We start from the raw sequence: 12186 nt of genomic DNA on the forward strand, positions 1-12186 counted from the left end.
GAGACCCATCGGGATCGTGGCCCCCGGTCCGGCGGTTGCGCCGGAGGCCCGGTCCACCATGCCCAAATTAGGAGAATCACGTGCGTATCGCCCGTATCCAACGCGCCGACGGTGCCGTGTTCGCCGCGCGGATCGACGGTGACCTGGCCGTTCCCGTAGCGGCCGAGGCGCCCCGGTTCATGGCCGACGCGGTGCGCGACCTCATCGCCGACGGCGCCGACCCGTCCGTCCTGGCCCCGGTCGCCGACCCGCTGCCCCTGTCGGAGGTCACGCTGCTCAGCCCGGTCGCGGCCCCGCAGAAGATCGTCTGCATCGGCCTCAACTACGCCGACCACATCCGCGAGACCGGCCTCGACACCCCCGAGCGCGTGCTCTCCTTCGTGAAGACCGCGCACACCCTGACCGGACCGTACGAGGACGTGGTGGTCTCCGAGGGGACGACCGCGCAGCTCGACTGGGAGGCCGAGCTGGCCGTGGTGATCGGCGAGGCCGCGCGAGACGTCGCCGCGGCCGAGGCCATGGACCACGTCTTCGGATACACCGTCGTCAACGACGTGTCGGCCCGCGACGCGCAGTTCGCCGACGGCCAGTGGTTCAGGGGTAAGAACTTCGACGGGTTCTGCCCGCTCGGACCGTGGATCGTCACCCCCGGCGAGATCGCCGACCCGCACGCGCTGGCGATCTCCGCGCGGGTCAACGGCCAGACCGTGCAGGACAGCTCGACCAAAGAGATGATCTTCAAGATCCCCGAGATCATCTCCTACCTGTCGCGCTACATGACGCTCAACCCGGGCGACGTCATCGCCACCGGCACGCCGTACGGGGTGGGCATGGGCCGCACCCCGCGGCTCTGGCTCGGGGACGGCGACGTGGTCGAGGTCGAGGTCGAGGGCCTCGGCACGCTGCGCAACACGGTGAGGTTCGCGTGAGCGAGGTCCGCGTCAGCCGGTGGGGCCTTCCGGCGATCGACTTCCACTGCCACTTCCCCGGAGAGGAACCCACCCAGGACCGCATCGACGCCGAGTACGAGCACGCCTGCGGCCCGGCCAAGCTCTCGCTGCTGCGGAGGAACTCCGCCGGTTACCACGAGCGGGTCCGCCGCGCCCGCACCCTCCCTCCCACCGGCCCCGAGACCCGTCCCGCCGGGGAGGTCGCCGCCGCCTGGCGGGCGGAGGCCGACGCGGCCGGCCTGGAACGGGTGGTGTTCATGAGCGGCGGGGGCAACGACCGCCTGGCCGGGGTCGTCGCCGCCCACCCGGACCGCTTCCTCGGCTTCGCCAACCACCAGCCCTGCTCGCCCGGCGCCGCCGCCGAGTTGCGCCGCGCGGCGACGGAGCTGGGCCTGGCGGGTTACAAGGTCATCGCACCATGGGTGACCGTCCCGCTCGCCGACCGGTCGCTCTGGCCGGTGTGGGAGGTCTGCGAGGAGTACGGCCTGCCGGTGGTGACGCACTTCGGGCCGGTCAACGGCGGCGGCGGGATGGGCCACGCCCCCAACATGGATCCGACCGCGCTGCACGACGTGGCCAAGTCCTTCCCCTCGGTCGACTTCGTGGTCGCCCACTTCGGCTGCGGCTACCCCGGGGAGCTGCTCCGGCTGGGCTGGGCCAACGCCAACGTGCACGTCGACACGTCCAGCAACCAGGAATGGACCCGCTGGATGCCGTACGAGCTGACGGTCAAGGACCTGTTCCGGCGTTTCCACGAGACGTTCGGTCCCGAGCGAATCCTCTTCGGCACCGACTCGTGCGACTTCCCGTGGGGATACATCACGCAGTACGCCGACGAGCAGGTGCGCGTGATGGACGAGCTGAACCTCTCGCCGGACGACCGGCGGCTGATCCTGGCGGGCAACGCCGCCCGCCTACTCGGCCTCGACCTGCCCGGCGTGGCCACCGGCAGAAGGGACGCGGCATGAACACCGGCACAGACGGCGGCACGAACACGACCGCGCACACGACCGCGAGCATCGCCGACGACCCCGATCGCGCGCCCGCGCGCTCCCACCTGTACGCCATGGGCCTGTCCGACGAGGAGATGCGCCGCCCGGTCGTGGGCATCGCCTCCACCTGGACCGGCACCATGCCGTGCAACCTCACCCACCGCGAGCTGGCGGCGCACGTCGCCGAGGGAGTACGGCGGGCCGGGGGCACCCCGATGGAGTTCAACACGATCGCGGTCTCCGACAACCTCACCATGGGCACGCCGGGCATGCGGGCCTCGCTGGTGAGCCGGGAGGTGATCGCCGACTCGATCGAGCTGATGGGACGCGCCCACGGGTTCGACGCGATGGTCTGCGTCGTGGGCTGCGACAAGACCGTACCCGCGGCGATCATGGCGATCGCCCGGCTGGACGTGCCGTCCGTGGTCCTCTACAGCGGCAGCATGATGCCCGGCCGCTGGCGTGACCGGGACGTCACCATCCAGGACATGTGGGAGGCGCTCGGCGAGCGGGCGGTGGGCCGCATGTCCGCCGAGGACGTCGACGACCTCGCGCGACACGCGTGCCCCGGCGCCGGCACCTGCGCCGCCCAGTACACGGCGAACACCATGGCGGGCATCGCCGACTTCCTCGGCCTGGCGCCGTTCGGCGTCGGCGACATCCCCGCTGTCGCGGAGGAGAAGAACGAGGCGGCGCGGCGCGCCGGGGAGATCGCCATGGGCGCGCTGGCCCGCGGCGCCCGGCCGTCCACGGTGCTGTCGGAGGGCGCGCTGCACAACGCGCTCGTGGCGGTCGCCGCGATGGGCGGCTCGACGAACGCGGTGCTGCACCTGCTGGCGATCGCCCGCGAGGCGGGCCTGCCGCTGCGGATCGACGACATCGGGGAGGTCTGCCGCCGGGTGCCGATCGTGGCCGGTCTCAAGCCCAGCGGCTCGCACACGGCCGCCGACCTGTGGCGCGCGGGCGGCACCTCGCTGGTGGCGCGGCGGCTGCGCGAGGCCGGGCTGCTGCGCGAGGACGTCACCCTGGTCGACGGCCGCACCCTGGCCCAGGTGGCGGAGGACGCCGTCGAGGCGCCGGGCCAGCGGGTGGTCGCCACCGTGGCCGAGCCGGTCAAGGGCCCGGGGGCGCTGGCGATCCTGCGCGGCTCGCTCGCCCCCGAGGGCTGCGTCCTCAAGCTCGGCGGCCGGCCCGACTTCCGCCGGGAGGGTCCGGCCCGGGTGTTCGACTCCGAGGAGGAGTGCTTCACCGCGATCCAGGAGGGCGTGATCGTCCCCGGTGACGTGGTGATCGTCCGCTACGAGGGACCGGCGGGCGGTCCCGGGATGCGGGAGATGCTCTCGATCACCGGGGCGCTCGTCGGGCAGGGGCTCGGCGACTCGGTCGCCCTGGTCACCGACGGCCGCTTCAGCGGCGTCTCCCACGGCCTGGTCATCGGGCACGTCGCCCCGGAGGCGCATCACGGCGGGCCGATCGCGCTGGTCCGTGACGGGGACACCGTCGTCGTCGACTCCGCCGCGAACCGGCTCGACCTGGAGGTCGGCGACGAGGAGCTGGCCCGCAGGCGGGCCGCCTGGCGCCGCCCGGACCGTGTCGTGGAGCGCGGGGTGCTGGCCAAGTACGCCGCCGTCGTCGGGTCGGCCTCCGACGGTGCGGTGACCTGCTGATTGGATACAGTCCAGAGGAACTCTGACAGGGGGAAACGAACATGAGGGACGGCGACATCCTCGCCCACATCAACGAGCTGATCACCGAGGAGCGGGAGCTCCGGGCGAAGCTGGGCTCGCACTCGATCTCCTCGCACGAGGAGAACAACCGGATCAGGCACCTGGAGGAGGCTCTCGACCAGGCGTGGGACCTGCTCAGGCAGCGCCGGGCGCGCCGCGAGTTCGGCGAGGACCCCGACTCGGCGGCCCCCCGCCCGATCGACGAGGTCGAAGACTACCGTCAGTGACCCCCCGCCTGGGAAACCCCTGCCGTCAGGCCGCCGGCCGCCCCGCGGGCTGACCGCGTCACTCCCGCCCGCCCGCCGCCCGCCCCGGCCGCCCCGCGGCGCTCACCCGCCGCGCGGCCCGGTCGGAGACGGGGACGGGGACGGGGACACCGCGGGGCTCGAAGACGGATCCGCTCCCGAGGACGGGCCCGGAGACTGGTCCGGAGACGGGCTCGGAGACGGGTCCGGAGACGGCGAGGCCGGGTCGCCGTCCCTGGCCGGGCGGCCCTCGCAGCGCGGGTCGGCAGGAGTCCGCGGCGAGACCGGGGCGAGCCAGGAGATCACGCTGTGCTCGACGTACCAGCCGTGCAGGTTCGCCCACGTCCTGGGCACCTCGCCGGGGTCGGGGCAGAGCACCTTCGACTGCAGCCGGTCGTTCCGGATGAACTCCACGGCGCCGTCACGCTTGAGGACGGTGGTCATCTGGTCGTCGCTGGCGACCATGTAGCCCACGACCACCTGCGCGGACCTCTCCTCGACCGGCTCCTCCAGGGTGATCTGCATGGCGACCAGCGGGAGGATCGGCGCCCTCATCACCACCACGCCGACCAGGAACGGCGTGAACACCGCCATCCCGATCGCGATGCCGTGGGTCAGCACCCTGGCCGGCGCCTCGGGCACCGGGCCGGTCAGCAGCGCCGCGAACACCGGGGGAAGCGTCAGGAGGATCGCGGTCGCCACGTCCCGCGCGGCGAACGCGGAGACGATGGCCGGCCACAGCACGACGTACGACAGCACGGCGGCGATCACCGGCAGCGCGTAGCAGAACGTGGTCCGCAGCTCCTCGTGGGCCGGGAACCGTTCGCGCACGGTCAGCCCCAGCAGGGCCAGCGACAGCATCGCCAGCGTCGGCAGGAAGCGCAGCTGCCAGGTGCACACGCCCATCGCGACGGCCAGGACCACGACCCAGCCGGGCAGCCGCTGAGCGCTGTGCACCAGCCACGAGGAACGGCCCGTGCTGATCCAGTACAGGGTGCCGAGAAGCCTGCCGCCGACCACGACGACGGGCAGCACCCACACCGTGGTCAGCAGGACCGCGCTCAGCAGGCCCAGCGGGCTGATGGTCTGCACGAGCAGGAGCAGCGTCTGGGTGTCCTGCTTGCTGGCGTACCACAGCCGCATCACCAGCAGGACGATCGGGAACACCGGCAGCAGCGTCAGGAACCACTCCTGGTTCCTCGGCGCGTCCCTCACCCGCGCGTTGGGCTTCAAGGGGCGGAGGGGCAGTCCTGGACGGGGAGGGTCCGCTCCCACGGCCAGCGACGCACGTCCGGGGGAAGCGCGCACGGCTGCCGCGCCTGGGCCACGTCCACCCCCGGGTTGGCCGCCAGCAGCGGCTGGATGTGCTTCTCGTACGCCTCCTCCCACATCTTGTTGTCGGGATCGGCGTAGGAGCGGTAGAGCGCGAGGTCGACCAGGGTGCGCAGCGCCGCGTTGGAGCCCGCGTTGACCGCCCACATCTCCGTCTTGTCCAGCGCGATGTCGTGGTGACGCAGGGCGCCCCTGGAATTCCTGACGAAACCGGCCAGCAGGGCCGCGTCGGTGGTCACCGCGTCGACCGCGCGCTCGTCGTCCCTGTCGAGCATGAGCCGGTCCACGCACTTACTGATCAGAAGCTCCGCGATGGGCTTGGCGTTGATCGCCTCCTCCAGCTCCTTCAGGGAGGTCGAGGTGCCGAGCGAGCAGACCCTCTTGCCCTCGAGCTGCCCCAGGGAGGCGACGTCCGGATCGTCGAACCTGGTCACCACCGACTGCTCGGTGAAGAGGTAGGGGGTGGAGAAACCGACCGCGGGATCCAGCTTGCGAGTGGGCGTCACGCTGAAGGTCGCCACCACGAGGTCGACCTTGACGAACTCCTTCCTCTCGTTCGAGGCCTGCATGCGCGACCTGTCCTCGGTCTCGATGGACATGAACTCGACCTGGTCACGCCGGAAACCCAGACTCGTCGCGATCATGTAGGCGATGTCGATGTCGAAGCCCTCGAAGCCGCTCCCGCCGTCCTCGCGCAGAGCGATGTTCGGAGTGTCGTGCTTCACTCCGATCCTCAGCCTGTCCTTGCTCAGGAGCCCCGCCTTCTCCCGCAGCTCGGCCTCGGTGTCGGCTCCGCCCACCCACACGACGGACACCACGACCACGATCGCGGCGACGACCAGCGCGATCCAGGCGGTCAGGCGGAAACGACGGAAACGACGCCGACGGGACGGTCCGGACGGGCCGGGCGGGCCGATCGGCGCCCTGGAGTACGTGTCCTCGGACCGCGGGTCGCGGTCGTACCCGTCGTCGTCCCAGCGGTCGCGCTCATACCGGTCATCGGACCTCCGGTCACGGTCGTACCCGTCGTCGTCCCACCGGCCGCGCTCGTACGGGCCGTGGGACCGTCGCCCGCGGCCGTGCCGCTCGTCTTCCCAGTGGTCGTGCTCGTCATCGGACCACCGGTCGCGCTCGCCACCCGATCGCCGGTCACGCTCGCCCGGTGGCGGACCCCGGCGCTCGCCGCCGGGCGTCCCGCCGGTCTCCCGGCCGGTTCGCCGCTCGCGCCCGTCCGCGCCTCGGCGGCCACCGGGCTCGTCACCGCCCGGCCCGGCACTCTCCCGGCCGGGCCGCGCCTCGCGCTCGTCACCGGCCGGGCCGCCGGTCTCCCCACGGGGAGACCGGCCCTGCTTCTCGGGAGGGGAAGGAACCCCCTCCGATCGCTTTTCCCCGTCCGCAGGTTCCTTCGCCATGAACACCCCCGGACTCCGCTTTTCTGGGCAGGCTATGTCGTCATCACCCACCGTGGGAGCCCCTTCATCAAGAAGTGATCAAATAGGGCCTTCTTGATATAGGAAGTCCGCTTCGGATGCTTTATGGGTCATACGACGAGAAGGCGGTGGATTCCCTCCCCGCGCAGTTCCTCGGCCGCCCCCGAGTGGACGACGTGCCCGGCGTCGAGGATGAGGAATCGGTCGGCGAGGCGGAGCGCCAGGTCCAGATACTGCTCGACCAGCAGGAGCGACAGGCCCGTGGCGTGCAGCCGCTCGATCGCCTCCTCGATCTCGATGATGATCGACGGCTGGATGCCCTCGGTGGGCTCGTCGAGGATGAGCAGCTTGGGACGGGTGACGAGGGCTCGGGCGATGGCGAGCTGCTGTTGCTGCCCGCCGGACAGGAACCCGGCGCGCCGCTTGAGCAGCGGCTTCAGGCGCGGGAAGGTCTCCAGGGCCTCCTCCAGCGCCTCCTGAGGCCCCTTGGAGGCCTCCAGCGTGACCTGGAGGTTGCCGAGCACGCTGAGCTGGGGGAAGGTCTCGTGCCCCTGGGGGACGTACGCCATGCCGAGCCGCACCCGCTCGTGAGGCGGCATGCGCGTCACGTCGCGGCCCTCGAAGGTGACCGACCCCGCGGTGGCGGGCAGCACGCCCATCACGGTGTTGAGCAGGGTGGTCTTGCCGACCCCGTTGCGGCCCATCACGCACATCAGCTGCCCGGGCTCCACTTCCAGGGAGACCCCGAAGAGCACCCGGGCCCTGCCGTACCCGGCGTCAAGTTCCTGTACCGACAGCATCGCTGCGCTTCCTTCCGAGATAGACCTCCTGCACGCGCGGGTCGTCGCGGACCTGGTCGACAGACCCCTCGATCAGCACCTTGCCCTCGTGCAGGACGGTGACCTGCGAGGCGTACCTGCGCAGGAACTCCATGTCATGTTCGATCACGATCACCGTGTGGTCGTTCGCCACGGACGTCAGGAGCTCGCCGGTGCGTTCCCGCTCGTCCTTGGACATGCCGGCCACCGGCTCGTCCAGCAGGAGCAATTTGGGGCTCTGGGTGAGCAGCATGCCGATCTCCAGCCACTGCCGCTGCCCGTGGGAGAGCACCCCCGCGGGCCGGTCGGCCAGCTCCTTCAGGCCGGTGGTCTCCAGGGCCTCGGCGACGGCGTCGGAGATGCCGCGCCTGCGCCGGGCCAGCGACCAGAGCGGGCGGCGGAAGGACGCCGCCAGGTCGAGGTTCTCCAGGACGGTGAGCTCCTCGAAGACCACCGAGGTCTGGAAGGTCCGCCCGACCCCGAGCCTGACGATCTTGTGCTCGCGCTCGCCGACCAGGCTGCGCCCGTCGAAGACGACCTCGCCGGTGGTGGGCCGGGTGAGACCGGTGATGACGTCGATGAGCGTGGTCTTCCCCGCCCCGTTGGGGCCGATCAGGAAGCGCATCTCACCCTTCTCTACCGTCAGGTCGATGCGGTCGATCGCGCGGAAGCCGTCGAAGACCACCGACAGCCCGCGCACCTCGATCATCGGGCTCATCCGACCTCCTCCATGACTCTCGTACCGGGGGCCTCCGCGGGCGGGGGTCCGGGGGCCGTACGGCGCCCCGACCTGCGCGCCCAGGCGTCGCGCGCCGACGCCGCCACGCCGAGGATCCCCTTGGGGGCCAGGGTCATGACGAGGATGAACAGCGCGCCCTGCAGGTAGAGCCAGCCGTCGGCGAACTGCTCGCTGAAGGACGTCTTGGCGTACCCCATGACGACCGCGCCCAGGATGGCCCCGGCCAGCGCGAACCTGCCGCCCACCGCGACCGCGACGACGAGTTCGAGGGAGGGGACCACCCCCAGCAGCGCGGGCGAGATGATGCCGACCACGGGCACGAACATCGCCCCCGCGAGCCCGGCCATGCCCGCCGACAGCGCGAAGGTGACGGTCTTGACCCTGGCCGGGTCGTAGCCGAGGAACCTGACGCGGTCCTCGCCGTCCCTGATGGCGACGAGCAGCCGCCCGAAGCGGCTGTTGACCAGCTGGCGGGCACCGAGGTAGAGCAGGCCGGTGACGATCGCGACCGCGAAGTACAGCCCGCGCTGGGTGGAGTCGGCCGCCAGGTCCTGGCCGAACAGGTCGTAGAAGTTGGTCAGGCCGTTGGTGCCGCCGGTCAGGCCCTGCTGGCCGACGAGCAGGATGACGAACGCGGCGGCGAGCGCCTGGGTGAGGATCGCGAAGTAGGCGCCGCGCACCCGCTGCCTGAACACCAGCAGGCCCAGCACCGTGGCGATCAGCATCGGCCCGGCGACGACCATGAACAGCGCGAACACCGGGTTGGCGAACGGTTTCCACAGGGCGGGCAGCTGCTCGACCCCGCTCCACACCATGAAGTCGGGCAGGTCGCCCTGGGCGTCCACCAGCTTCAGGTGCATGGCCATCGCGTAGCCGCCGAGCCCGAAGAACACACCCTGGCCCAGGACGAGCATGCCGCCCTGCCCCCAGGCCAGGCCGATGCCCAGGGCGATGATCGCGAAGCAGAGATACTTGGCCAGCAGGCCGAGGCGGAAGGGCTCCAGCAGGAGCGGTGCGACGACCAGGGCCAGCACGGCCACCACCGCGAAGACCCCGGGCCCCCTGAGGCGTGCGAGATTCATGTCAAAGCCCTCGATCGGAGTACGAACAGGCCCTGCGGCCGGAACTGGAGGAAGGCGATGATCGCGGCGAACACGATGACCTTCGCCAGGCTGGCGTCGCTCCAGAACTCGGCGTACGAGTTGAGCAGGCCGAGGCCCGCGGCGGCGATGACGGCGCCGCGCAGCTGGCCGAGCCCTCCGGCGACGACCACGAGGAAGGCGTCGACGATGTAGTAGGTGCCGAGGGCGGGTCCGACGGGGCCGATGAGGGTGAGGGCCACCCCGGCGACGCCGGCCAGGCCCGAGCCGATGAAGAAGGTGCGCTGGTCCACGTGGGCGGTGTTGATGCCGCTGACCGCGGCCAGCTGCCGGTTCTGCATCACGGCCTGCATCCGCCGACCCTGGCCGGTGCGGTTCATGTAGGCCCAGATGCCGACGACGGTGACGATGGCCAGGGCGAAGATGAACAGCCGGTTGTAGGGCAGGGACGCGATGCCGCCCTGCAGCCAGGTGGGCGCCTGGACCTGCACGTTGGGCGCCCCGAACAGGTCGCGGGCGAGCTGCTGCAGCACGAGGCTGACGCCCCAGGTGAGCAGCAGGGTGTCGAGCGGGCGGCCGTAGAAGTGCCGGATCGCGGTCCGTTCCAGGATGAGCCCCATCAGCCCGGCGACCAGGAAGGCGACGGGCAGGGCGACGATCACGGCCATCCGGCCGGTGAGGTCCTGGAGCAGGTAGGCGGTGTACGCGCCCGCCATGATGAACTCGCCGTGGGCCATGTTGATCACGCCCATCTGGCCGAACGTGAACGTCAGGCCGAGGGCGATGAGCAGCAGCACGGCGCCGATGGACAGGCCGATCGGGAGCTGGTTGAGAAACGCCTCCACCGAAGGTCCCCTTCCTACGAGTGTTTGGCCCCGGAGCGGGCCGTGCCGCATTGTGGGTGCGTCACGGTGCTGCCCGTGATCTGGTCACGGCCCGGTCCGGAGCCGGTCTGAGAGGGGATCAGCCGTTGGCCAGGCCACTCGCCCAGGGGTAGCCCTTGAGGTAGGGGTCGGGCTTGATCGGCTCGCCGGAGTTCCAGACCTCCTTGATGAGGCCGTCGGGCTGGATCACCCCGATCCTGGCCGTCTTGTACATGTGCTGGTTCTCGCCGTCGATGGTGACCAGGCCCTCGGGGCGCTCCAGGGCGATGCCCCCGGCGGCCTTCCTGACGGCCTCGACCTCGACGGATCCGGCCTTCTTGACGGCCTCGGCCCAGAGGTAGACGGCGTTGTACCCGGCCTCCATCGGGTCGGAGGTCACCTTGTCGGCGCCGTACTTGGCCTTGAAGGCGGCGACGAACTTCTGGTTGGCCGGGTTCTCGGTGGTCTGGTAGTAGTTCCAGGCGACGGGGTGTCCGGCGATGTTGTCGACGCCGATGCCCTTGACCTCCTCCTCGGCGACGCTCACCGACAGGACGGGCATCTGCTCGGCGGTGACCCCGGCGCTGTTGAGCTGCTTGAAGAAGGCGACGTTGCTGTCGCCGTTGAGGGTGTTGAAGACGGCGTCCGGCTTGGCCTGGACGACCTTGTTGGTCAGCGTGCTGTACTCGGTGTGGCCGAGGGGGGTGTACTCCTCGCCGAGGATCTCCATCCCGTTCGCCGCCGCGTACGCCTTGATGATCTTGTTGGCGGTACGCGGGAAGACGTAGTCGCTGCCGACCAGGAAGATCTTCTTCTTGCCCTGTTCCTTGAGGTAGTCCAAGCCGGGGATGATCTGCTGGTTGGTGGTGGCGCCGGTGTAGAAGATGTAGGGGGAACTCTCCAGGCCCTCGTACTGGACCGGGTACCACAGCAGGGCCTTGCTCCGCTCGAACACCGGCAGCATCGCCTTGCGGCTGGCGGAGGTCCACCCGCCGAAGGTGGTGGCGACCTTGTCCTGGCGGATGAGCTTGGTGGCCTTCTCCGCGAAGGTGGGCCAGTCGGAGGCGCCGTCCTCCACGACGGGGATCAGCTTCTTGCCGAGCACGCCCCCGGCGGCGTTGATCTCCTCGATGGCCAGCAGTTCCGAGTCCCTGACGGTGACCTCGCTGATGGCCATGGTGCCGCTGAGCGAGTGCAGGATGCCGACCTTGATGCCGTCCTCACCGCCACCGGCGGAGGCCGCGCTCGTGCCCGCAGGGGCTTCGCCTCCGCAGGCGGTCAGTGCCGCGGCCAGCGCCGCGACGACGACTCCGGAGCGCCATGCTGTGTTCCTCAATGACTTTCCTCCTTGCCGGTACGGCCCCCGCACCGATCTATCTGCCGTCAAGGTGACTGAGTGAGGTTTCCCGCCTAGTTCACATTTGTTAATTGCGGTTTACGCACATATCACCGTCGTGACAGGACGCGGCGGCGCGAACGCCGCGTCATTTTTTATACCGACATATCATGAAATTTCGTGATATTTACTTTGAAACGCGTCGGCATAACCGCAGGAAGGGCGTCGCCGATGGGCGCTTCTCCCCTATTCGCACGGACCGCACCACCTGGAAACCGGCACGACATCGACGCGCAACATCATGGAAACCGCCGGTTCCTATGGTCCGGGAATGCGGCTCACACCACACGAGCAGGAACGCCTGCTCATCCACGTCGCCGCCGGTGTCGCCCGCGACCGCAGGTCACGGGGCCTCCGGCTCAACCACCCCGAGGCCACCGCGATCATCGCGTCCTTCCTCATGGAGGGTGCCAGGGACGGGCGCACCGTCGCCGAGCTGATGGACGCGGGCCGCAAGGTGCTCTCCCGCGACGACGTCATGGACGGGGTGCCCGAGATGCTGTCGTCGGTCCAGATCGAGGCCACCTTCCCCGACGGCACCAAGCTCGTCACCGTCCACCACCCCATCCCGTGAGCCCCGGCCGATCTCATGAG

Annotated in this window: 12 protein-coding genes; 5 read left to right on the forward strand and 7 right to left on the reverse strand. The window is 70.3% G+C overall.

Annotated elements, in window-relative coordinates:
• The first annotated feature begins 80 nt into the window (after positions 1-80).
• From ACSDR0_RS02385 to ACSDR0_RS02400, 4 genes are read left to right on the forward strand one after another with little or no spacing between them, the layout of a single operon-like run.
• Entirely contained in the window at positions 81-929 is an 849-nt protein-coding gene (locus tag ACSDR0_RS02385) for a fumarylacetoacetate hydrolase family protein (RefSeq protein WP_435287036.1), read from the forward strand.
• On the forward strand, positions 926-1918 hold the full coding sequence (locus tag ACSDR0_RS02390) for an amidohydrolase family protein (protein WP_435287037.1): 993 nt from the start codon (positions 926-928) through the stop codon (positions 1916-1918). The genes ACSDR0_RS02385 and ACSDR0_RS02390 overlap by 4 nt, the downstream gene beginning before the upstream one ends.
• Complete coding sequence (gene ilvD, locus ACSDR0_RS02395) at positions 1915-3609, forward strand: dihydroxy-acid dehydratase (RefSeq protein ID WP_435287038.1); 1695 nt, start codon at positions 1915-1917, stop codon at positions 3607-3609. The genes ACSDR0_RS02390 and ilvD overlap by 4 nt, the downstream gene beginning before the upstream one ends.
• A 41-nt stretch (positions 3610-3650) precedes the next feature.
• Complete coding sequence (locus tag ACSDR0_RS02400) at positions 3651-3896, forward strand: DUF2630 family protein (RefSeq protein WP_435287039.1); 246 nt, start codon at positions 3651-3653, stop codon at positions 3894-3896.
• Positions 3897-3998: 102 nt separating this feature from the next.
• Here ACSDR0_RS02400 and ACSDR0_RS02405 read toward each other — a convergent pair whose 3' ends face one another.
• The 7 genes from ACSDR0_RS02405 to urtA all read right to left on the reverse strand — a co-directional run bounded on the left by ACSDR0_RS02405 (position 3999) and on the right by urtA (position 11532).
• Positions 3999-5147: a hypothetical protein gene (locus ACSDR0_RS02405; protein ID WP_435287040.1), complete on the reverse strand. Its 1149-nt coding sequence runs from the start codon at positions 5145-5147 to the stop codon at positions 3999-4001.
• Positions 5144-6658, reverse strand: a complete 1515-nt coding sequence (locus ACSDR0_RS02410) for a transporter substrate-binding domain-containing protein (protein WP_435287041.1) — start codon at positions 6656-6658, stop codon at positions 5144-5146. Before ACSDR0_RS02410 ends, ACSDR0_RS02405 begins: the two co-directional genes overlap by 4 nt.
• Positions 6659-6786: 128 nt before the next feature.
• Positions 6787-7476 (reverse strand): urea ABC transporter ATP-binding subunit UrtE, encoded by a 690-nt coding sequence (urtE, locus tag ACSDR0_RS02415; RefSeq protein ID WP_435287042.1) that lies wholly within the window; start codon positions 7474-7476, stop codon positions 6787-6789.
• On the reverse strand, positions 7454-8212 hold the full coding sequence (gene urtD, locus ACSDR0_RS02420) for an urea ABC transporter ATP-binding protein UrtD (RefSeq protein WP_435287043.1): 759 nt from the start codon (positions 8210-8212) through the stop codon (positions 7454-7456). The genes urtE and urtD overlap by 23 nt, the downstream gene beginning before the upstream one ends.
• Positions 8209-9315: an urea ABC transporter permease subunit UrtC gene (gene urtC, locus ACSDR0_RS02425; RefSeq protein WP_435287044.1), complete on the reverse strand. Its 1107-nt coding sequence runs from the start codon at positions 9313-9315 to the stop codon at positions 8209-8211. The genes urtD and urtC overlap by 4 nt, the downstream gene beginning before the upstream one ends.
• Positions 9312-10178 (reverse strand): urea ABC transporter permease subunit UrtB, encoded by an 867-nt coding sequence (urtB, locus tag ACSDR0_RS02430; protein ID WP_350944542.1) that lies wholly within the window; start codon positions 10176-10178, stop codon positions 9312-9314. Before urtB ends, urtC begins: the two co-directional genes overlap by 4 nt.
• Before the next feature lie 118 nt (positions 10179-10296).
• Positions 10297-11532, reverse strand: a complete 1236-nt coding sequence (gene urtA / locus ACSDR0_RS02435) for an urea ABC transporter substrate-binding protein (protein ID WP_435287045.1) — start codon at positions 11530-11532, stop codon at positions 10297-10299.
• Positions 11533-11863: 331 nt separating this feature from the next.
• On the opposite strand from urtA, the gene ACSDR0_RS02440 reads away from it, so the two are divergent.
• Positions 11864-12166 carry an urease subunit gamma gene (locus tag ACSDR0_RS02440; protein ID WP_329092030.1) on the forward strand — a complete coding sequence of 101 codons (303 nt, stop codon included), beginning with the start codon at positions 11864-11866 and terminating at the stop codon, positions 12164-12166.
• Positions 12167-12186 lie beyond the last annotated feature (20 nt).

It is taken from the genome of Streptosporangium sp. G11 (assembly GCF_051192615.1).
Taxonomy (GTDB): domain Bacteria; phylum Actinomycetota; class Actinomycetes; order Streptosporangiales; family Streptosporangiaceae; genus Streptosporangium.

Coding starts and splice junctions, on each gene's coding strand:
- ilvD (WP_435287038.1), top strand. CDS start 1,915: ATGAACACCGGCACAGACGGCGGCACGAACACGACCGCGCACACGACC.
- ACSDR0_RS02400 (WP_435287039.1), top strand. CDS start 3,651: ATGAGGGACGGCGACATCCTCGCCCACATCAACGAGCTGATCACCGAG.
- ACSDR0_RS02410 (WP_435287041.1), bottom strand. CDS start 6,658: ATGGCGAAGGAACCTGCGGACGGGGAAAAGCGATCGGAGGGGGTTCCT.
- urtE (WP_435287042.1), bottom strand. CDS start 7,476: ATGCTGTCGGTACAGGAACTTGACGCCGGGTACGGCAGGGCCCGGGTG.
- urtD (WP_435287043.1), bottom strand. CDS start 8,212: ATGAGCCCGATGATCGAGGTGCGCGGGCTGTCGGTGGTCTTCGACGGC.
- urtC (WP_435287044.1), bottom strand. CDS start 9,315: ATGAATCTCGCACGCCTCAGGGGGCCCGGGGTCTTCGCGGTGGTGGCC.
- ACSDR0_RS02440 (WP_329092030.1), top strand. CDS start 11,864: ATGCGGCTCACACCACACGAGCAGGAACGCCTGCTCATCCACGTCGCC.